This is a genomic window from Mesorhizobium sp. M0701 (assembly GCF_040320365.1).
Classification (GTDB): domain Bacteria; phylum Pseudomonadota; class Alphaproteobacteria; order Rhizobiales; family Rhizobiaceae; genus Mesorhizobium.
Genome location: NZ_JAMYPO010000038.1, coordinates 13075 through 32942, shown reverse-complemented (window position 1 = coordinate 32942; position 19868 = coordinate 13075). Strand labels below are relative to the sequence as shown.

At 61.6% G+C, this 19868-nt stretch carries 15 protein-coding genes and 2 pseudogenes; 3 read left to right on the top strand and 14 right to left on the bottom strand.

Annotated elements, in window-relative coordinates:
- Position 1: 1 nt before the first annotated feature.
- The 12 genes from icmH to NKI24_RS27270 are packed head-to-tail and all read right to left on the bottom strand — an operon-like array spanning position 2 to position 12280.
- Complete coding sequence (gene icmH / locus NKI24_RS27325) at positions 2-1324, bottom strand: type IVB secretion system protein IcmH/DotU (RefSeq protein ID WP_352749842.1); 1323 nt, start codon at positions 1322-1324, stop codon at positions 2-4.
- Between the two features lie 4 nt (positions 1325-1328).
- Complete coding sequence (gene tssK / locus NKI24_RS27320) at positions 1329-2663, bottom strand: type VI secretion system baseplate subunit TssK (protein ID WP_352452812.1); 1335 nt, start codon at positions 2661-2663, stop codon at positions 1329-1331.
- A 39-nt stretch (positions 2664-2702) separates the two neighbouring features.
- Positions 2703-3158: a type VI secretion system lipoprotein TssJ gene (gene tssJ / locus NKI24_RS27315; protein ID WP_352452813.1), complete on the bottom strand. Its 456-nt coding sequence runs from the start codon at positions 3156-3158 to the stop codon at positions 2703-2705.
- 3 nt (positions 3159-3161) lie between these two features.
- Entirely contained in the window at positions 3162-4637 is a 1476-nt protein-coding gene (gene tagH / locus NKI24_RS27310; protein WP_352452814.1) for a type VI secretion system-associated FHA domain protein TagH, read from the bottom strand.
- Entirely contained in the window at positions 4634-5695 is a 1062-nt protein-coding gene (gene tssG / locus NKI24_RS27305; RefSeq protein ID WP_352749839.1) for a type VI secretion system baseplate subunit TssG, read from the bottom strand. Before tssG ends, tagH begins: the two co-directional genes overlap by 4 nt.
- The gene (tssF, locus tag NKI24_RS27300) at positions 5659-7533 is read right to left on the bottom strand and encodes a type VI secretion system baseplate subunit TssF (protein ID WP_352749837.1); all 1875 of its coding nucleotides are present in this window, start codon (positions 7531-7533) and stop codon (positions 5659-5661) included. The genes tssG and tssF overlap by 37 nt, the downstream gene beginning before the upstream one ends.
- Position 7534: 1 nt before the next feature.
- Positions 7535-8290, bottom strand: a complete 756-nt coding sequence (gene tssE, locus NKI24_RS27295) for a type VI secretion system baseplate subunit TssE (RefSeq protein WP_352749835.1) — start codon at positions 8288-8290, stop codon at positions 7535-7537.
- Positions 8277-8738, bottom strand: a complete 462-nt coding sequence (locus tag NKI24_RS27290) for an Hcp family type VI secretion system effector (protein WP_023678576.1) — start codon at positions 8736-8738, stop codon at positions 8277-8279. Before NKI24_RS27290 ends, tssE begins: the two co-directional genes overlap by 14 nt.
- A 46-nt stretch (positions 8739-8784) precedes the next feature.
- Entirely contained in the window at positions 8785-10287 is a 1503-nt protein-coding gene (gene tssC / locus NKI24_RS27285) for a type VI secretion system contractile sheath large subunit (protein ID WP_023720342.1), read from the bottom strand.
- A gap of 2 nt (positions 10288-10289) precedes the next feature.
- On the bottom strand, positions 10290-10826 hold the full coding sequence (gene tssB, locus NKI24_RS27280; RefSeq protein WP_023678574.1) for a type VI secretion system contractile sheath small subunit: 537 nt from the start codon (positions 10824-10826) through the stop codon (positions 10290-10292).
- 6 nt (positions 10827-10832) lie between these two features.
- Complete coding sequence (gene tssA / locus NKI24_RS27275) at positions 10833-12011, bottom strand: type VI secretion system protein TssA (protein ID WP_352749833.1); 1179 nt, start codon at positions 12009-12011, stop codon at positions 10833-10835.
- A 47-nt stretch (positions 12012-12058) separates the two neighbouring features.
- The gene (locus NKI24_RS27270; protein WP_352692803.1) at positions 12059-12280 is read right to left on the bottom strand and encodes a hypothetical protein; all 222 of its coding nucleotides are present in this window, start codon (positions 12278-12280) and stop codon (positions 12059-12061) included.
- Between the two features lie 67 nt (positions 12281-12347).
- On the opposite strand from NKI24_RS27270, the gene tssH reads away from it, so the two are divergent.
- The 3 genes and pseudogenes from tssH to NKI24_RS27260 all read left to right on the top strand — a co-directional run.
- The gene (gene tssH, locus NKI24_RS27265) at positions 12348-15098 is read left to right on the top strand and encodes a type VI secretion system ATPase TssH (RefSeq protein WP_352749831.1); all 2751 of its coding nucleotides are present in this window, start codon (positions 12348-12350) and stop codon (positions 15096-15098) included.
- Between the two features lie 278 nt (positions 15099-15376).
- Positions 15377-15523, top strand: a pseudogene (locus tag NKI24_RS36020) (FadR/GntR family transcriptional regulator); the annotation flags it as partial.
- Between the two features lie 234 nt (positions 15524-15757).
- Positions 15758-15931, top strand: a pseudogene (locus tag NKI24_RS27260) (DUF736 domain-containing protein); the annotation flags it as partial.
- Positions 15932-16030: 99 nt separating this feature from the next.
- Here the strand turns inward: NKI24_RS27260 and NKI24_RS27255 are convergent.
- Together NKI24_RS27255 and NKI24_RS27250 are read right to left on the bottom strand one after the other, a co-directional pair.
- Positions 16031-16555: a Ros/MucR family transcriptional regulator gene (locus tag NKI24_RS27255; RefSeq protein ID WP_352749830.1), complete on the bottom strand. Its 525-nt coding sequence runs from the start codon at positions 16553-16555 to the stop codon at positions 16031-16033.
- Positions 16556-18710: 2155 nt separating this feature from the next.
- Positions 18711-19769 carry a LacI family DNA-binding transcriptional regulator gene (locus NKI24_RS27250; protein ID WP_352749829.1) on the bottom strand — a complete coding sequence of 353 codons (1059 nt, stop codon included), beginning with the start codon at positions 19767-19769 and terminating at the stop codon, positions 18711-18713.
- Positions 19770-19868 lie beyond the last annotated feature (99 nt).

Sequence of the window (19868 nt, the reverse complement as noted above, 5' to 3'; positions counted from 1 at the left end):
CTCACAGCCTCTTTTCCACCAGCACCTCAACGCGCCGGTTCAGGGCCCGGCCCTCGCGCGTGCCGTCGTCGGCCACTGGATCCGTGGCTGCCCGGCCCTCGGAATGGACGCGTTCCTGCGGCACTCCGTTTTGTACGAGCATGTCGGCAATGGTCTGGGCGCGAGCCTCTGACAGTCGCTGGTTGGTCGACAGCGGATTGGTTCTTTGCAGAGGGACGCCGTCCGTATGTCCGACCACAGTGATGTTGCCGATCAGGTCACGATTGGCGAGGATCACCTTGGCGATCGAGCCGATCAGCGGCTCGAATCCTTCCGTCAGTGTTGGCCGCGACGACTGGAACAGTTCGGGGTTGGAGGCCTGGATGACCAGCTTGGCCAGCGAAACGCTCTCCGTGCCGCTGAGAGCCGATCTGAGATTGCCCGGCGCCCCGGCCTCAAATTCGGGCAGTAGTGCAAAATCCACAGTCTCCGGCGGCGGGACATCGACCGTCGGCGACACGCGGCTGATGTCGCCACGGGTCGGCGGCGGCAAGGCGCGGACCAGCGCTGAAAGCTCAACCGCCTGGCTGCTTAGTCCCATCGAGAGCCCGACATAGGTCGCGGTGGCGATGACCGCCGCGGCCAGGGCCATCACCCAGATCGGAATGATGAAGCGCTGCGGCTCGTCGGATGCGATGACGCCTTTCCAGTTCGGCGACAGCGGTGCATTCTCGGCGTCGGCATCGCGCAGGAAACGTGCCGCGGCCACACGAACGGCATTGAGCGAGCGATCGCCCGACCGGCCGGGCACGCGATACTTGCCGCGAAAACCGAGTGCCAGGCAGTCATACTGGAGTTCCAGCAATTCGCGATCGCGGTTCGGATGGCGTTCCAGTTCGTCGAGCCGTGTGAAGAACTGCGTGCCGGCGTCGACGTCGCCGCGCAACATGACCACAAGCGGCTGACGCGGCCATGCGCTGGCCCCGCCCCAGGGCGTGTTCAGGGCCAGATCGTCGAGCAAGGCAGCCACTACCCATGCTGCCTGATCGGCCCGTTCCATCGACGACCCCGCCGCCATTGCCGTGTCGCGTGCCCGAACCAGTTCTTCGAGCAGCCGAGTGCGTAACACTTCCGGATTCTCCGGTGGCAGCGCGCTCTCAAGCTCCGGCGCAAACTCGAGCAGGGGCGCGAAGGCGTTGACAAGGCCGTTCGGGTGGGTGCGCGAGCGTTTTACCGGCCCGCCCGGCAAGGATGCCGCCATCGGTCGCGGCATCGGCGTGCCGGTCAGCCTGATGCGGGTGCGTTCGCGATCCTCCGACAGTCCGAAAGGATCATCCCGGCTCATGGTTTCACCTGTTCACCGAATAGCAGTCCACCTGCGGTTCGCTCGGCAGTACACCCGAAACGCCAATGACGAAGCCTGGGGCACCGAGCAGCGATGCCCAGTGCTCGCTTTTCTGGTCGAGCTCAAGGCACAGCCGATCGCCGTCGTAAGGAATCTCGCGCGGTTGCGAATGAAGCGGTTTCAGCGGGATGCCGGGCAGGCGGGACTTCCACAGGCCCTCGAACTCATCCGCCGAGCCTACGGTCGCCTGGTTGACGAATATCTTGCGTAGCGCGTCCTCCGACAGTTCCGAACCGACCCGGATGACGATCCGGCTGGCCACCAGCAGCTTCGGATTGTCGATGCGGATTTTCCAAACATTGGTCGAATGGCGCATGACGGGCAGCGCGCGCGATTTCGGCTCGATGTAACGCAGGCTCAGGATCAGTGAGCGCAATGCATCCGCCAGCGCCGAAAACGGTAGGCCGGGCGCCATGTGATCGTAAGCCGGCAGCTCGCCCAGTCGCCGCGCGCTCGAGCCGTAGGTCGCCATCGAACCGGCTAGCCCGGCCAGTTCCAGGTAGAGTTCGGCCGGATGGAAAACATCCTGCGCCAGCATATGGGCCAGTCGCGGACGCGCCGCGTTGGCGAGGTTGAGCATCAGCAGGTCTTCGACGCTGCGCCCTGGCCCGCCCATGACCATCTTGCCATGCGCCTCGGCGATCTGGTCAAGGCCTGTGACGACTTCCAGAAGCAATTGCCGGTACCAGGCCACTGCACCAGTAACCAGGGCCGGTGGCAGGAACGTCTCGTCTAGCGAAACGCCGCCATCGGCACGAACCCCCTTGATGCCGGCTATCGGCAGGGCGGTATAGCCGCCGACCGATTTGCCGGGTGCAAGCAACAGCGATTGCGGTCGGGCGATTTCGATTTCTTCGGGATCTGAACCGCCCTGGACGGCATCGCGCACCGAAACGATCCGTCCATGATAGCGCGCACCGCTGGGTGGCGCATGCGCCGGATCGAAGCCAACGCCGCCGGCCGGCTCGAGCGGCAGGGCGACCAGCACCGGGCCGGCGCCTGTATCCGGGGTGACCGGCAGCGGACGCGGCGCGTCCATCAGATCCGGAATGGAGAAGGGGGTTCCGTCAGGGAAAATGCCTCGTGCAGACAGGATCGAGATCTGGCCGGCATCGAGCAATGCCTTATCCAGGGTCAATTGCTGAAAGCCGAACGTGTGCAGCTGGCCGGCCTGCAACGCGCCGCGCACAGTCGCCTCGAAGAAACGGTCCTGCTGCTGGAAATGCTGGGTCCGCAGAAAAAGGCCCTCGGACCACAGCACCCTGTTTGCATCGCTCATCCGGCTACTCTCTGCATCGAGCTCCCCATGCCTTGGCCGTCAGGCGGAAATGCCGCCGCTGCCGAGTGTGACATTGGTCGTAAAGTTTGATCCGGGCGAAACCGATTTGGTCGTCCGCCAGTTTCGCCCGCCAGGCTCACGGATGAGTGCAACGAAGCCCAGGGCCGTCGCATCCGGTTCGACCGTAATGGTCTTGGTCGCAGTTTTTCCAGGCGCGACGGCAATCTGGTCGGATCCGATGAGATCACCTGCCAGTGCCGAGCCGGCATCCCCCTGCAAGGCAAAGTAGTCGGCAGAGTTGAACTTACCGGTGCTGCGTAGCCGCATGACCAGCACCGTCACTGGCCGGTCGCCGCCGCCTGGTCCAGGGTTCATGCCGGCCGCTCCTGTCAGCTTGACCGTGATGACCGACGGTTTTGGCGGCCCGGCGCTTTGACAGGCCGTAAGCAGCCCGGTCGCGCCCAAGGCAACGATAAATTCGCGTCGATCGATCATGTCTTACTCCTCCTCATATGCATCCCGAAAATCGGCGCCGATTTCGCCGAGAAAGCTCTTTTCCGCGCTCTCGGCGATTTCACGATGGCGTTTCTGGTAGAGCTCCCACAGCTTCGCGCCGCGCCCGCCCGACAACAGCGTGCCGATCGCGGAACTCGATTTCAGCTCTTCTTCGATGGCTGCCGGCTCAAAACGGTCGACCATCCGCCGCAAGGCAGCCTGCACGCCGCGCCAGGCGCGCACGTGATGCTGTGCCAGATCGCGAACCGCATCCGCGATAGCCGCTTCGCCGGCGAGAAATCCGGGGCTGCGTTCGGCGATAAGCGTCACGATTGCGTCGTCGACCGTCGGCAGAAACTTGAGTGGATTGACCTCGGAGGCTCCGACCATTGTCTGGGCAACGCGGGCATTTCCCTTTTCTTCGGCACGCTTGCGCAGCAGCTGCATCAATCCTTCCATCATAAGGCGGTATTCGCGGCCGAACTTTTCCATCTCGGCGACGGCGTCGCGCCCGGGAAAATCGGCTTGCGCGACACCCATACCGCGCAGGAATGCGGTGCGAAGCGCCATGTCGGCGTGCTGCCTCGCAGGCGGCTGGCGGGCGGGGCTGGCGGCTGCGCCTGCCCGTATTGGGGGAGGGGCATCTGCCCCTCGCACGGGCACGTCCCAGGGATTGGCCGCTTGCTGTGGCTGGGCGTCGCGCTCGCGCTGCCCGGTTGAGCTGGCGCCGCTTCCCGGGTTGGGCGCTGCGGCTGGACCAAAACCGAAGTCGTCGTTGAATTCCGGCAGCTTTGCCGTCGCAGGCTCCGTAGCGCCGTTGGGGAACGACACCGACTCGAGGCCAAATGGGTCTGTCTGCTTGGGTGCGCTGGCTGGTTCTGGATAGTTTGCGGTGCCTTTGGATACTGGTGTTGCGATCGGATCGAGGCTGAACGGGTCGTCGAAAGCAGGCGAGCTGCGCTGTCTGGAATTGGCGCGTTCGAACGCACCCGGGATCGGCTGCTCGAACGGGTTCGGCAGCTCGGCTGGACGTGGCCGCTGCGGCTCTTCTTCCACGGCGGCTGAAAAGAAATCGTCACGGCCGATGCTGACCGGCGCCCGAGACGCCAGCGGTGAGCGCTCCGGAACCGGCGCTGCGGCTGCTGCTGTGGCTTGGGCACTCGACGTCTGCAGATCGACATGCACGATGTAATCGCCCAGTCTCAGCCGCATGCCATTGCGAAGACGCGTCGACTTGCCGGCGCCGAGCGGGCTGTCGGAGTCGTCTATGAACAATCCGCTGCTCGACGTATCGGTGACGAAATATCCGTCGCGCCCACCGCTGATCCTGCAATGGGCGCGCGAAACGAACATGTCGGGATCGTCGATCTGCCAGCCGGCGTCCGCGCTGCGGCCGATCACCAGTTCCCCCTCGTCAAGCCGGGTCTGCCGTACCGCCTGGGTGCGTGGCCCTTGCTCCAGCGTCAGCAGCAGACTCATGCCGCGACCTCCGCCCCTTCCTGCCGCCAGCCGACTAGTGTCCGCAGCCGCATGTCGTCAGCATCGCCCCTTTCAGCGGGCCGCGCAAGCCACGCGGTCCGGGCGAGTTGCACGGTTCCAATACGCGGCGGCGGAACGGCATCGCGCGCCAGCACGATGCGCAGATCGACGTCGAGCGATGCGCCGACCATGTCCCTAACGGCTTGCTTGAACAATTTGAGGCGTTGACCGCCCGGCAGGAACGCCTTGAACTCCTGATAGCCCAGCGGGCCGACGCGGAGCTCGATCCTGCTTTGACGGTTGAAGACGCGCGGACCGATCGTCGCTCCCCGACCGAGCCCTGCGCAGGCTTTGCCAACGCGGGTCTGGAGCGCGGCTGGTATGGTCATCCAGGCAGCGATGAACTCCCTGATCTGGACCGGCACCTTGAACGCCTCAGCCAGGAACAGCGTCAGCCGCTCGGGGCCGTCGACCTGATTGGCAAGCGAAGCGGCCTGGCGCAGCTTCACTGCGTCCAGTTCGGGGTTGTGGGTGCCGGGAAGCCCTATTCCCGCCATGGCTTCAAGCATGGCGCGAACGCGCCCACCTACCGGGCGCTCGACCTGAACCGCCGGATGCGCATCCGCCCACGCCCTGTAATACAGCGCAATCATGCGGTTCTGAAGAATGTTGACGAAGTCCATGAACGTCGTGTCGCTGGTCTGCTGCGCATCGGCGCCGGTGAACCAGCGTTGCGACAGGCGATCGAGTACCCAGCGCGTCAAATGCAGGGGCATCGGACCTTCAGGCCCCATCAGACCAATGTTTGCGACCGTGACCCGAGCGGGCGCTTTGTCAGTCGCTTCGCGGAATTCTGCCAAGTCCTTGGCGAAAAAGCTGAGACGGACATGCTGCCCGAGCCGCGACGGCTCGCGCTCCGGCGGGCCGGAATAGCCGAACAGCCCGCCTCTTCGTTCGAGTCGCCGCAACAACTCGAAGAAGTCGAATGCATCCGACAGCTCTTCGGACCGGCCAGGCTTGTCTAGATCAGGTAGCGATTGCCGGGCGTCATGGGCCATGGCACATCCTCCTGCTTCTGCAGCAGCCATGTGCGGGTTCGCACAAAGCCGTTTATTCCGGCATGACGGGCAAACAGCCGTGCCAGCAAGGCCGAAAGCAGCAAGGTGCTCTGCCCCGCCAGAACCGATTGATCGACATGCAATGTCACCTCCGTGCCTCGTCCGAAGCACATCGGCCCATCGATCTGCAGCCGTTCGATGACCGACCGGGAGTCGATGCGCACGATCGAGTGCACATTGCGGGCGAGGCTCGGGTCTCCCCTGTCGGCGTAAAGCTCAAGCAGCGCATGCAGCGGACCGACGCCGCGAGCTTCTTTTGCAAGGCTTAGAAAGTTGAGCGCGAGCTGCGCTACAAGCCGCCAGGCGAGATTGTCGGCTCGCGATTCACCCGCCGCGCCCGCCGGCAGCGCTGCGGGGATGGCTGGGCGAGGCGGGCGCAATGCGCCGAGAAGCCGGATCGTCTCGACCGGATCGCCGGCTTCCAGAGTCAAGGTAGGGTTGTCGTCAAGAATCGGCAGATCGCGGTTGGTGCAGAGCGCCACGACGTCGACGCGCTTCAGCGGCCGGTTCGCAGGACTTTCCGCGGGACGCGAAATCGCCAGGAAAACGTCGTCGCCCGTGTATGAAGTACGGGTGAGGCCGTCGCGCCGTTCCTCCTCCGTCGGGCGGCGTGGGCGCCGTTCGGTGGAATAAACCCAACCGCTGCCGCGGTTCTGTCCCAGGCTGAAGAGCTCCGGGATTGCGGCGTCGCTCCCCTCGCTGTCGGCGTCCTCGACGCGGATAACCCGATAGATTTCGAAGTCCCGCGCTCGCGTGCGGTCGGCATGCAGCACCTGCCGCGTCTTGCGTGGATCGAGCTCGACGACGTTGCACTCACGTTCGAACAGATTGATGATCGGCGTTGCGAAAAGTTCAAAATCGGCCGCCGTCACATCGGCAACTTCAGGCACCGGACGCTTGAAGATGAAGATTATCTCGAGTTCGGCTGTGCATGTGCGCACGATGGGCTGCAATCCCGAAACCCGAGCATAATGAAAGCGCTCCGGCATCATGAAATATTCGCGCAGAAGACGGTACCCTTCGAAGGTCGGACGTGTACGAGGCATCAGCGCCTCGTCATCGTTGATGCCGACCATTTCAGGTACCGGCAACGGCGATATCGGGTTGGCCTTGCCTTCCGGCCGTGCACCAACGGCCGCGCAGGCGCCGAAAATCGCGTCGAAAAGCAGTGGTGCCTTGGTGCGCGCGGAAAAGTAGAGATCAAGCCGGTCGAGCGACAGTTCGTCGAGCTTGCCTTTTCCGGTACGAGCCAGCGTGATGCGAAGCGCCGCCTCGCCATCCACACCGCCGATCCGCGCGATGCCGGCTGCAGCCAAGGCGCTGCGATCCTGAAAATAGCCGACCGAGGTGATGGCAATCGGCCACAGCGTGATGTCCTGGGCGGTGGTGAACGTGCAACGCGTCGACAGGCCTGGCTGGAGGCTGGAAACCAGACGCGTATTGCGTTTGACGACATGGCCCCCAATCATTGTCTGGACCTGCTGGCCGGGTTTGAACACCACCACGGCCGTTGCCGGCGCCGGCGTGACAAGATCGGGATAGAGAACATCAAGGACGGCGCGCGAGAAACGCGAGCGTTCCGCATCGACCTTGAGTCGGGTCCGCGCGGCCAAAAAAGCAACGCCGTCAAGCAGCCGCTCGACGTAAGGGTCCGGACAGGGGACCGTATCGAGTGAAAGGTTGCGCGCCACCGCGGGATGCATGTCGGCAAATTCTGCCGCGAGCGCGCGGATATGGGTCAGTTCCTCCTCGTAATATTCTACGAAGACCCGGTCCATCTCAGGCTTCCCTAAATTCGGTCCGAGCCAAGCCGTTATCGAGATTGATCGTGGTGCGCAGGCGCATGCGTTCGGGCGTGGGCGTCATGATCAACACCGCATCTATCTCGATCCTCAGGCCCACGGTTTTGTCGCCAAGGGTTACGGTAACCTTTGTTGCACTGTCCTTGAGACGCGGCTCGAAGGTGGCAAGCACCGAGCGGATCTCGCGCGCAAGGGCCTCGCGATCAAAGTCGCGGGAAGAACGGCCCGAGAAGGAAGGCACTCCGTAATTGACGACGCTGCGACGCACCTCCGGAAAATCGGCGAGCGACGGTGGGTTGTCCGTGGCCTGTTCGCTTTCAAGGTCGGAAAGCAGCGGAACGGCCTCGAAGCGCTCGGTATTGAACAAAGCCTCGACATCGCGCCGCACGGCTTCCTTGAGCACACGCGCCGACACCACCACGCCGCGGCTTTCGATTTCAGCGCGGTGCTGGCTCTGAAAGGCCAGGCGATGCAGACGCCGCTTCTGGTCGGCTGTCAACTCCGCGTCGGCGTCGATGAGCCGCGCGCTGGCCGCAACAAGATTGTCCAGCCGCTCCGCGCCAAGCTCGTCCTGCAGTGCCTGGCGCAGCCCGTCTATCTCGGAGGTCATACCCGGCAGATCGTTTACGAGGCGGTCCCATAGAGAGGGCTGGACGGCTTCGCGCTTTGCTCGCGAGCTGCCGCTACCCAGCGACTTGTCCGCGCCGGGCCGCCGGGCCTCACTTGCCGACATAGACATCCATTTCGATTTCGTCGTTGTCGTCGTAGACGAACTTTATTTTCTTGTAGGCAAAGCTGACCTCTTCCTCGATCAGGTCCTCCTCATCCTCGGCCTGCGACATGTCGTATTCCATAATCGAGGCGTCGGTGAGTGTGACGACCAGGTAATCCTTGGTCTCGCCATCAATGGTCCGCCGTGCCGAAAACACGACTTCGTCCAGGGCCTTGTTTTCGAACAGCGCCTTTTTCAGGTAGGGCGAGGACTTGTCATAATGCTTGGTGAACTTGATCATACCCAAGGACACACGACCGCGGCGCGAGAGCGAGTTTGGATCATAGGGTGCGATCATCTTGTAATCGACGCCATGGATTTCGATTTCGTCCTCATGGCCATCACGAGTGCTTGGACCTTTGATATCCGGAACCTTTAGAAAGCCATCAATCTTCGTATTTGTGGGCATTGTCTTTCTCCACCGCTTTCAAAAACCAAGATGTTGTTGCTGCAAATCAAGTCTTTACGGACGGAAGTTCCGAAACCAGCCGGAGCGAGGCATTGATACCCTCCAGCTGATAATGCGGGCGCAGATAGAAGCGGGCATTGTAGTAGCCTGGGCGTCCCTCCACGCTGTCCACCTGAACCTCGGCGGCGGCGAGCGGGCGCTTGGCGCGCGCCTTGTCATCGGCAAAGGCCGGGTTGGCCAACACATACCGGTTGATCCATTCGGTCAGCCAGATCTGCATGTCGGAGCGCTCCTTGAACGAACCGACCTTGTCGCGCGCGATCGCCTTGAGGTAGTGGGCAAAGCGCGAGACCGGGAAAAGGTAGGGCAGGTTGGCGCTCAGCCGCTCGTTGGCTTGCGCATCGGGGTCGACCAGCCGTCCCGCCCTTGTCTCGTCGTCCTGCAGCGAATGGGCGCCAATGAAGGCGGCGAGATCGGTGTTCTTTCGATGCAGGATGGGCATCAGGCCGAGCTTGGCCAGCTCCGCCTCGCGCCGGTCGTCGATGGCGACCTCCGTCGGACATTTCATCGCTATCGAGCCATCATCGGTCGGGAAGCTGTGAACTGGCAGGTTGAGGACCGTGCCGCCATTTTCGACGCCGCGGATCTGCGTACCCCAGCCATAGAGCTTGTGGCTGCGGTTTATGTTCACGCCCATCGGGAAGGCAGCGTTCATCCAGACATATTTGTTGTGGTCGCCATGCACCTCCTCCTCGAAGGTGAAGCCCTTCACCGGAACGGTATCGGTGCCATACGGCAGCCGCGCCAGAACGCGAGGCATGGTCAGGCCGATGTAGCGTGCATCCTCGCTCTCGCGCAGCGACTGCCAGGAGGCATAGGCGGGGTTGGAGACGATCTGCTGCAGGTCCTGCGGATTCGGCAATTCCTGCCAGCTATCCATGCGGAACAGGCGAGGCGAGGCAGCTGCGATAAAAGGCGTGTGCGCTGAGGCGCAGATGCCGGAGATGTTGCGCAGCAGACCGACGTCGCGCGGGTGGTTGGAGAATTCGTACGCACCGATCACACAGCCGATCGGCTCGCCGCCAAGCATCGAATACTCGTCCGTGTAGACTTTCTTGAAGATCGGGCTCTGATCCCACATCTGGCCCTCATAATCCTCAAGCGTGTCGGCCAGCTGCTCCTTGGAGATGTTCATCACCCGGATCTTCAGCTTCTGATCCGTCTCGGTATTGTTGACGAGATACCACAGGCCACGCCATGTGCCCTCCATTTCGCGCACTTCCGGCGCGTGCAGGATCTCGTTGACCTGTTCGGAAAGCATCTTGTCGATTCCGGCAATCAGCGACTTGATCGACTTGATCGCATTCGACGAGATGGTCGTGGTATCGGAACGTGTCTGCGCTGCAAGTGCGAGATTGCGCACCAATTGCTGCAGCTTTTCGCTGTCGTCCTTCTTGACCTTGAAATCCTTCTCGAGGAGCCCGCTGAATTCTCCAAGATCGATGGTTTCCGCCTCGGCGACGGCGGCGGTTTTTTGCTGTTCGGCCATGGTCATTCCCCTGCCTTGTCGTCCGCCAGTGCCTGGCTGGCGATCTGGCCAAGAAGCGGTTCATTGTTCAGCAGTTGCGCAATGCGCTTTTCGGCGTCGACGCGCCCGTCCATGAAGCCGAGAAGTTCCTCGAGTTGGCGGCGCATCTTGAGGATTTCGGCCAATTGGGGCACCTGCTCGGCAATCTTGTCCGGCGCAAAATCGCCCATCTTGGTGAAGGTAAGGTCGAGCGCCAGCTCCTCGTCCCGCTCGGCGCCTTCAGCCTGTGGCAGCGTATTCTTCACGCGGGCTTTCACGCGTGGTCCAAGTGCCTCCATGAAACGCGGGAAACGGTTCGCATCGGTCTCGACCAAGGAGCGGTCCAGCACCGACTTGGCCGCTTCCTTCGTCTGCGAAGCCCCCGAAAGATCGGCCATGACGGCCATGACGAACGGCAGCTCGATTGTCGTTGGACTGCCATAGGTTTCCACGTCATAGGCGATCTGCACCCGCGGCGCGCGATTTCGTTCGATGACCTTGGCTTTGCTTTCGGCTGGCATTGCTTGCTACCTTTCATCCTTCGGAGCCGTCTTCTTGGCATCGGGAACGCCGGCAAGAAGCCGGAACTCCTTCAATCCCGACGGGGCGAGATCTTCCATCAGTTCTACAAAATCCATATGCACCATCCGGCGCACACGGCGGGCGAGGTGGGGAATCGGGCTCGACGGTTCGGTGCGGTCATAAAAGGCGACTACGAGGTCCAGGCATTTTACCACGTCGTCGCGCGAAGAAATCCTGTCAGGGAGTCCGGTGCTCGAGTCCGCGCAGCCAGCCACACTTGCCATTGCATCGGCTCCATGACCGTTTCGGGCAGGCATTATCGGTTCTGCAAGCGAAGGGGACGGCTTTGCCGAGCCATTCGCCATCGCGCCGGCAGCCGAGTTGCGCTCGAGGGTTGTCAACAAACGCTGCAGGAACCGTTTTAATTCCGGAATGGTGGTCCCGCCGCTGCCTTCAAGGCGAGCGTTGAGGGCTGTCTCGACGGCTTCCAGTGCCGCGACCGCCGCGCGCGCATTGGCGATGAGCGACTGCATTTCCTGATTGGCTTGATCCGCCTGTGCCGCGCACCCGGCACGGACCCGATTCAACAGTTGTCCGTGCGCACTGACAAGCGCTGCCTTTTCGGCCGCATTCAATCCTGACGCTGCTTCTTGCAGCATGACGCGGTCGTCGAGCGCAGCGTGTTCCAGGTCGCGTCCGCTGATCGGCCCGATCGAGCGTGGCGCAAAGAAAGTCATTTGCCGTAGGTTGGCCAGCAGCCCGTTCTGACCATTTTGAAGGTCGAGCAGCGCGTTGATGCGGCGCAAGGCGGCCTCGCGAGGCGACGTGTTGGGGCGCAGCGCCGGGTGCATGGTTTCCCAATGCAGGTCGAACGTCCGCCCAATAAGCGTCAGACCCTGCGCCAACCCGGCCAGTCCCTGCTCGTTGGCCAGTGCGCGTGTGACAATTACAATCAGGCGCAAGTCGCGGCCACGCGCGCGCAATTCCTCAGCCTTGGTGAGCACTGCTGGCCAGTCAACGGGAATGGTGCTTTGCGAGACCGGCCTGTTGTTGCCGTCATGGACAACCTTGACCTGGGGCTCCGTCAGGCGCTCCAGTTCGTGAAACGCCGGATCGTTACGCAAATCCTCTCCCGACGGATTTTCACCGTCGAGCGGAGCAAGCCAGAGTGCGACGTCGATCACACCGATCCCCCAGTCGCCGGCCCTGAGGCCGACCTGCCCCTACGTTATCACACGGTTGCGCTTTTCCACAATTCAGCGAGTGCGGAAAAATTAACAAAAGCTAATGCAGCCTTGTCTTGATTGTGGAATCCGAAAGGCGTGATTGCCGAGCCCTGGACCGGAAATGTCGTGCCTGGGATCTCAGGCTCGTGGTTGTTTGCAGCCGGCGATGCAGGATCTTCCACCAATGATGGGAGCCCGCATAATCGGGGATCGAAACCTTTGTTCATCCCGCACTTTGTCAAGCGGCTGCTTATGTGGCAGGTTATCCACTTGCAGAGTGCAGGAGCACGTTCGATGGAACAGCGCCGGTCATCGCAGAGTTTCAAGCGCAAGGAACTGGTCGGCAAGCTCAATCCTCTAGGGTTGCGCGCCTTCAAGGCAGCGGCCGACAGCGCCAAGCTGCGCGGCAATCCTTACGTCGAACTCGTCCACTTCATTGAGCAGCTCGTGCTCTCCGACCGCTCGGATGTGCAAATGATGATCGCCGATGCGGGACTGGATGCGAGCCGACTTACGGCCGATATGACGCGCGCGGTGGACAAACTGCCTTATGGCGCAACCTCGATCGAAGAGTTTTCGGACCATATCTTCCACGCCATCCAGGAGGCATGGAATCTGGCAACACTGGAATTCGGCGTGGAGGAGGTTCGCAGCGCACATGTTCTGCTTGCTTGCCTGAAGACACCGGTACTGGAAGGCCTGCTGTCGAAGATCAGCGGCGAGTTCGACAAAATTGACGCCGACGCCGTAGTGGCGCGCTTCGCCGATATCACGGAGGGCTCACTCGAAGCCGGCGCTTCGCCTACGGTCGCCGCGGCAGAGGCGCCGCGGCGGGTTCCGGGCGGGGATTCGGCACTGGCCAAATATGCCACCGACCTGACTCAGCGCGCCCGCGACGGAAAGATTGATCCGGTCGTCGGCCGCGATCCGGAGATCAGGCAGATTGTCGACATACTGATGCGGCGCCGCCAGAACAACCCGATCCTGACCGGGGAGGCGGGTGTCGGCAAGACCGCAGTCGTGGAGGGTTTTGCTCTGCGCATCGCCAAAGGCGATGTGCCGCCCCCACTGCAGGGAGTGAGCGTGCGCATGCTCGACGTTGGATTGATGCAGGCAGGCGCTAGCGTAAAGGGTGAATTCGAAAAGCGGCTGAAGACCGTAATCGACGAAGTTCAATCCTCTGAAGCGCCGGTCATCCTCTTCATCGACGAAGCTCATACCCTGATCGGTGCCGGTGGTGCTGCCGGAACCGGCGACGCTGCCAATCTGCTCAAGCCGGCGCTGGCGCGCGGCGAACTTCGCACGATAGCGGCAACGACCTGGTCGGAATACAAGCAGCACATCGAAAAAGACCCGGCACTGACCCGCCGCTTCCAGGTGATAAAGATCGACGAGCCTTCGGAATCGGTTGCCATCCTCATGTTGCGCGGCGTAGCCGGCGTTCTCGAACAGCACCACGAAGTGCAGATATTGGACGAGGCGATCGACGCGGCGGTCGCCCTGTCGCATCGCTACATCCCGGCGCGCCAGTTGCCGGACAAGGCGGTCAGCCTTCTCGACACCGCCTGCGCGCGTGTCGCCGTATCGCAGCACGCCACGCCGGCCGAGGTCGAGGACATCATGCGCCGTCGTCAGGCGCTGGAGGTCGAGCGCGGCATTATCGGCCGCGAGGCTGCAATCGGCATCGAAGTGGCTGAGCGGCAGGCACGGGTCGAGGCTGGGCTTGCTGAGACCGAACGCACGCTAGCAGCCGCGCAACAGCGCTGGGAGCGCGAAAAGGCGCTGGTGGCCGAGATACTCGAACTGCGCGCCAGGCTACGCGGTGACGGCGTGCCTCTCGATGCCGTGGAAGGGCAGGAGGCCGCCACTGAGACAGAGAGCGTGGACCTGCCGGAGACCGAACGGTCCAACGCCGGGACGAAGCTTGCGGCGGGAGGCGGTACTTCTCCTCCCGATCCGGCTGCCGATCTCGCTCGGCTGCGCGAACTGATGAGCGAACTGGCCGAGGCGCAAGGCGAAACACCGCTGATCCTGCCATCGGTCGACCGCAACGCCGTGGCGGCGGTGGTCCAGGACTGGACGGGCATCCCGACGGGGCGGATGCTGTCGAGTCAGACCGAGAAGGCGCTGCGGCTCGCGGCCACTCTGTCCGAGCGCGTTGTCGGACAGGATCACGCCATGGAGATGATCGCCAAGCGCGTGCAGACCAGCCGCGCCGGTCTCGGCGCTCCGGAAAAGCCGGTGGGTGTATTTCTGCTTTGCGGCCCCTCGGGCGTCGGCAAGACCGAAACCGCCTTGGCACTGGCCGAAACGCTTTTCGGCGGAGAGCAGAACCTGATCTCGATCAACATGTCTGAATTCCAGGAGGCGCATACGGTCTCTACCTTGAAGGGCGCGCCGCCCGGCTATGTCGGCTACGGCAAGGGAGGAATTCTCACCGAGGCGGTGCGACGCAAACCCTATTCGGTGATCCTGCTCGACGAGGTCGAGAAGGCGCATCCAGACGTGCACGAAATCTTCTTCCAGGTCTTTGACAAAGGGATGATGGACGACAGTGAAGGTAGACGCATCGATTTCAAGAACACGCTGATCCTTCTTACGTCGAATGTCGGCTCCGAAGTGATTATGGACCGGACAAGGAATGGCGCGGTCCGGGCAGGGCTCGACGAACTGGACACCGCATTACGCAGCCCATTGCTGAAAGTCTTCCCTGCGGCCTTTCTCGGCCGGGTGGTGACCATCCCCTACTTTCCGCTTTCGGATTCGATGATCGAAGCGATCACCCGTCATCAGTTCGCCAAGATTGCTCGCCGGCTGCGCGCGACCAACGATGCGGAATTGGTAATCGGCGACGGTGTAATGGATCTGGTCAAGACCCGCTGCACGGAGATCGAATCCGGCGGCAGAATGATTGACGCCATCCTAACCAACACGCTTCTTCCGGAACTGAGCCGCGGCGTGCTGAACCGGTCGCTCACGGGCGAAAAGATGACGAAGGTCACGGTTGGCGCCTCAGGCCAAGGGTTTACCTATTCCTTCGAATAGGCCAGGCGAATTATGGCGGCCCCTTTCGGCCGATTACTGCATTGAGCTGATGTCCGCTAATTGATACCTGCGGCTTGCACGCGCTCAGCTCGCTATCCGAGGACAATCATCGCCGCCATCGCCCGCAGTTCTGCCTGCTGGAAAAGCGCGCAGCCGACCGGCGAGCGAGATGCGGTGCATAGCAGAGGACACATGATGACTTTAGCAATCTCGCCCTCGGAAGCTGAATTTTCGTATGATGACTTCGATTTTATCTTGCGCCGGGTGTATGCGACGTCATGGCCCGCAAAAGTTGGAGGACCCATGCAGCAGGTCGAACATCGAACGTCCCGCAGGTCGTTCGTTTCGGAGGCGCAGATGCGCTGCGTGACCAGATCGAAGCAGGCTTCCACGCGCCTGGTGACAAATTGCCGACAGAACCCAGCGCTTATCTAGCACGCGTTCACATCCTCGGCGGACAGGTTGGGAGCCTCAAGGCGCTCGGGCCTTGTCTTGACCGCTTGGTAGCGATCACCAACGGCACGGAGCGATGAGCGTCAGCCGGCGCTCCAAAGCCGCCACCAACAGCTGGCGCGAGGCGCCAGCGTCACTTCGGATCGCCGCCACCTCGGCGTGAAGGACGGTGAGGTTCACCCCGGTCGAAGTCGAATGAGAAATGCTTCCGCATCTTCGCCGGCGCTACCGAGTTCGGCGCCGCATGGAAGAAGACCTCGCGCGCGGGCCGCGACTATCACTCGGTCAAGCTCGACGATCCGAGCTTCCCCGCTCCGATCTATGCGAGCCTGGTCGAAACCGAGACCGAGGGCGAGTTCTCCCTCATCTGGTCCGCCCCACCGCAGAGTCATCCGCCCAAACGGAGCACCGCCGCAAAAGGCGGGGCTTCGCCATGTTCAGGTCCGCTGCTGACTAGCACATACGTTGGGTGCAGCACTCTAAGCTTTAACGGGTGCCTTGCGCGCCTTCCTCACCGGCGACTTGATTGCGGTTGTCGCTGCCGCGGTGCGAACAGCTCGTTTTGGTTTTTCTGCCGCAGCTATTGCTGGCACTGCTGCCTTGCGCCCCAGGCCTATCGATTTTGCCAGGGCCGAGCGGGTAGCCGTGTAGTTCGGCGCCACCATCGGATAATCCGAGGGCAGGTTCCATTTCTGGCGGTATTGGTCAGGGCTCAGATTGTAATGCGTCCCAATATGACGCTTCAAGGATTTGAACTTCTTCCCGTCTTCCAGGCAGATGATGAAATCCGGTGTCACCGATTTCTTAATCGACACCGCGGGCTCCAGTTTGACTGCGGCCGGAGCCACGGGCTTGCCGACCCCTTGCAAAGCGGCATGGGTGTCCCCGATCAGCTTCGACAACTCGCCGACCGGCAGAGGATTGTTCGAAACATAGGCGGAAACGATGTCGGCGGTAATTGCTACGAGATCAGCCTGGTCGTTTTGGTCTGGAGAAACCGTCATCGAGTTTTCCTCTTGTCTAATGGCGCGCGTTGAAATGGATGAGCTGTTTATTGCCAACCAGGCAAACAATTCGTTATTCCGCAACAAACCCTTTTCCCCACAAATATCAAGCCGGCAAGCTTCGCTTTCATCGCCTCCAGACAAGCTTGGACGCGCTCGATGGCGACAGCCGTGCTGGTCGGGAATACTGAAAGCGAGCAGCGGCTTCGGACAGCGCTGCCCTATTCCGTGCGTACGGCACGCCGAGAATGGCCGGGGCGCTGGCCCGCGAGCGACGGATCATCAGCGCGACGATCGCCGCAACATAGGGCATCATCAACATATATTGGTAGGGAATGGCTATGCCGATGCCTTGGATTTGCAATTGCAGCGCGTCGAGGAAGGAAACACTAATGCCGCTACCAAATCGGGTAGGGCCGCCACAGGCCGGCGATGAGGATGATGATCGCCAGCCAGCCGCGTCCGTTGGTCATGTCCGGCACGAAACGCGCCGCTTGGCCGACAGAAAGAAACGCCTGCCAGCCCCGCCATCAGGCCGCCGAAGACCACGGCAGCATACTGGACCGGTGCAGAGGCATCTCCATGGGATATTTTCGCGCACCTACGCTCACATATGCCGGATAGTTATAGCGAACTCGTGCACGGTGCCTGCCGTCATCTTCATACCTGATGGCGCCGTTCGCGTCCGTCTCGACCAGGCCAATAGCGACGTCAAAGTCATAGTCCCCATATAGCGAGACATTGTTGTTCACGACGCTGAGCTGGACCGACGTGGCATCTGGCTTGGCTATGAGGCTCTGACGCTCTACTCGCAAATGTTGGACTCGAGGACGCGGCGCCGCCTCGGAAGAGGTAGGCCCGCTACCGACGATGATCTTCGAGGTTCGTCGAACGAGCGCTTAGAACAGGACCACCCTTGCCGTAGGTGTGGGAGGTTGAAGGCCTGCAAGGCCCTGGGCGGCTTCTCGACCAATATGGGCATTTGGAATTCGATAAAGGACAGCCGGCCAAGGCCAGAGCTCCGTAGCATGCACCCGCACTCCAAATACAGCCATCGCGTTAAGACGCAGGCCGAATAAATTTTCACCAATATTCCGGACTGAGCGGCTAAGCAACGGTGGAGCAACCGTACGTTTGTTACATCCAATTGAAGCCAATCGGGAATAGTCCCAGCGGGGCGTGTTTTTGGGGATGGACTGGATGAGCAATGCGCAACGGGTAACTCCAGTTCTAGAACAAGCATCGCTGCACTTCTAAATAGGGCCGAGTATGGCGACACAGTTTCGATGAAAACGGCACTGAAGCAAATTAGGCAGGCTGCGCCTTGTTTGGTCGCATCCGACGAAGAGCTAACCGAGGCGATCGTCGAAGCAGCTGCCATGGGCCTGTCTCAATGAGTGGCATATTATCCTGGCGATTTGGCCTTGTTGAAACAGAGGTCTTTCATCGTGTCTGCGCCGAGGCCGGTATCTCGGTTAGTAGCCAGCAAGCGGAGCGCCTGAGCATGACCGCAGTGGCACTCTTCTCGGACGGCGAGTTCGACGAGGCTGTTCTTTATGAACGCCTTCGGCTTGTTGCCGGCTCTCTGCCGAGAAAGGACCAAGCATGACTCCCATCATCGGGAAGCCCTAGCGAGCGTTGTCGGTCGATATGACCTTGTCGATCGAAACGTGGGCGACAGGACAAGCGATCCCGCAGCAATACTGTGAGGCGAAGGGTTTGCTGCCTTTGCCGAACTTCCCTGCGCGCCGGTGTTCCACCGCGGAAAAAAGCCCGCCGCACGGTTGGGTGCGGCGGAGCCGGACGGGCGCTGTTGCACCAAGCGGGGGACTAGGTGGGCGGGCTTGCCAGGTGCGCGCGAGCCGTAGACAAACTTAGGCGCATGAGTTGGCCATACGCCTAGTAACCGCCAGTTAGACTGGCCCGAAATCGGGTTTCCACTGTCAAGGGACAGGACAGTTCCCGGAGCCCCGCCCGACGGGATCGACGCCGGCTGCATCCGACCGGTTCAGATCAGAGCCGTGCACACGTCATGAACAGGCAAACCCGCGCACCCCTGTGAGGTACGAACCGCCGCTGGTTTCCATAACGCTACACGTCTCGGGTCTTGATACCTGCGTGCGGGGAGCTGTGCAAAGATCCGTTCTCGGGGCGCTCACGCTATATCCTTCAGCGTGTCGAGCGGCCCTTTCAAAGCGGACCTCGGTTGGATCAACTCCGGCGCAATCAGGAAAATCTGCGGGGCCGTCGGCGGTTCATTGACCAGTTCGAACGCTTTCGCAATCATCGCCTCAAAATTCTGCCGCACCATGATTACGGGGAAGGGCAGGAAAGAGGCGAATGGGTCATAGTCGTAGCAACCGACGACAAGGTCGCTAAACATCTCCGCCGGCCGGCCCGCCATGAAACGCAGCAGACCCTCCATATTGATCGACGAATTGATGAACAATGCGCGCGGCAGCTTGCCACGGCGTTGGCAAAATGCCTCGAAGGCACGCAACGTTATCTCGGGCGAATAGCCGGAGGACTGTACTCCGTCATCAGGGTCGGCGCCCAACAGTGCCTTTTTGGTCGCATGGAAAGCGGCGATGCGTTCGCGGCTTGCGTGGTCGTTGCGGCCGCCAAACAGAAACAGCTCGTCCGGCCGCAGGGGGTCATCATTGCCGAATTGGCGGATGATTGCCTCCGTCAGCATCCGCGCGCCCTCATAGTTGTCGCTGATCACCGAATGCGCCTTTGCTCCCGGCAGGTCGATGTTGACATGCCTCAGTCCCGCCGCCTCGCAGACCTCGTGCACGCCGTCCGGATCGGTGGCGCCGACGATGAAGAGCTGGTCGATTGAGTAGGAAATCAGCGTCTCCGCGGTCCGCCGTTCCTCTTCCGGGTCGCGGCTGGCACTGACCACGACCGGGCATTGACCGCGGCTGCGCACATGTCCCTCAAATGTCTGCGCCATGGAGGAGAAGTAGCGATTGTCGTGGATGGGCAGCATCAGGCCGACCAGGCCCGATCGCGACCGTCGCAAGCCTCGCGCCTGCAGATTGGTGGTGTACTGGTGGCGTTCGGCGAGGCTGAGAATTGTTTCCGCCGTGCTTTCTTTGATGCGGCGCTTGCGCCAAGTGCCATTCAGCACCGCGCTCACGGTCGACGGCGAACTGCCCGATAGCACGGACAGATCATAGATCGTCGCCTTCTTCTTGACCTGCTGATCCATGTGGCCCTCCGGAGGGTCTCTTTAGAGCAATATCCCGCTGGAGCAATATCTCCCTTGACGAGCGCATCTTGATGCAAGATAGTTTTTGCACCATCGATT

What these genes read in the sequence shown, in the direction of transcription:
- tssG (WP_352749839.1), bottom strand. Translation starts at nt 5,695, where the DNA reads ATGGCCCATGACGCCCGGCAATCGCTACCTGATCTAGACAAGCCTGGC.
- NKI24_RS27255 (WP_352749830.1), bottom strand. Translation starts at nt 16,555, where the DNA reads ATGACGGTTTCTCCAGACCAAAACGACCAGGCTGATCTCGTAGCAATT.
- tssJ (WP_352452813.1), bottom strand. Translation starts at nt 3,158, where the DNA reads ATGATCGATCGACGCGAATTTATCGTTGCCTTGGGCGCGACCGGGCTG.
- tssC (WP_023720342.1), bottom strand. Translation starts at nt 10,287, where the DNA reads ATGGCCGAACAGCAAAAAACCGCCGCCGTCGCCGAGGCGGAAACCATC.
- icmH (WP_352749842.1), bottom strand. Translation starts at nt 1,324, where the DNA reads ATGAGCCGGGATGATCCTTTCGGACTGTCGGAGGATCGCGAACGCACC.
- NKI24_RS27250 (WP_352749829.1), bottom strand. Translation starts at nt 19,769, where the DNA reads ATGGATCAGCAGGTCAAGAAGAAGGCGACGATCTATGATCTGTCCGTG.
- NKI24_RS27270 (WP_352692803.1), bottom strand. Translation starts at nt 12,280, where the DNA reads ATGAACAAAGGTTTCGATCCCCGATTATGCGGGCTCCCATCATTGGTG.
- tssK (WP_352452812.1), bottom strand. Translation starts at nt 2,663, where the DNA reads ATGAGCGATGCAAACAGGGTGCTGTGGTCCGAGGGCCTTTTTCTGCGG.
- tssF (WP_352749837.1), bottom strand. Translation starts at nt 7,533, where the DNA reads ATGGACCGGGTCTTCGTAGAATATTACGAGGAGGAACTGACCCATATC.
- tagH (WP_352452814.1), bottom strand. Translation starts at nt 4,637, where the DNA reads ATGAGTCTGCTGCTGACGCTGGAGCAAGGGCCACGCACCCAGGCGGTA.
- tssB (WP_023678574.1), bottom strand. Translation starts at nt 10,826, where the DNA reads ATGCCAGCCGAAAGCAAAGCCAAGGTCATCGAACGAAATCGCGCGCCG.
- tssE (WP_352749835.1), bottom strand. Translation starts at nt 8,290, where the DNA reads ATGTCGGCAAGTGAGGCCCGGCGGCCCGGCGCGGACAAGTCGCTGGGT.
- tssH (WP_352749831.1), top strand. Translation starts at nt 12,348, where the DNA reads ATGGAACAGCGCCGGTCATCGCAGAGTTTCAAGCGCAAGGAACTGGTC.
- NKI24_RS27290 (WP_023678576.1), bottom strand. Translation starts at nt 8,738, where the DNA reads ATGCCCACAAATACGAAGATTGATGGCTTTCTAAAGGTTCCGGATATC.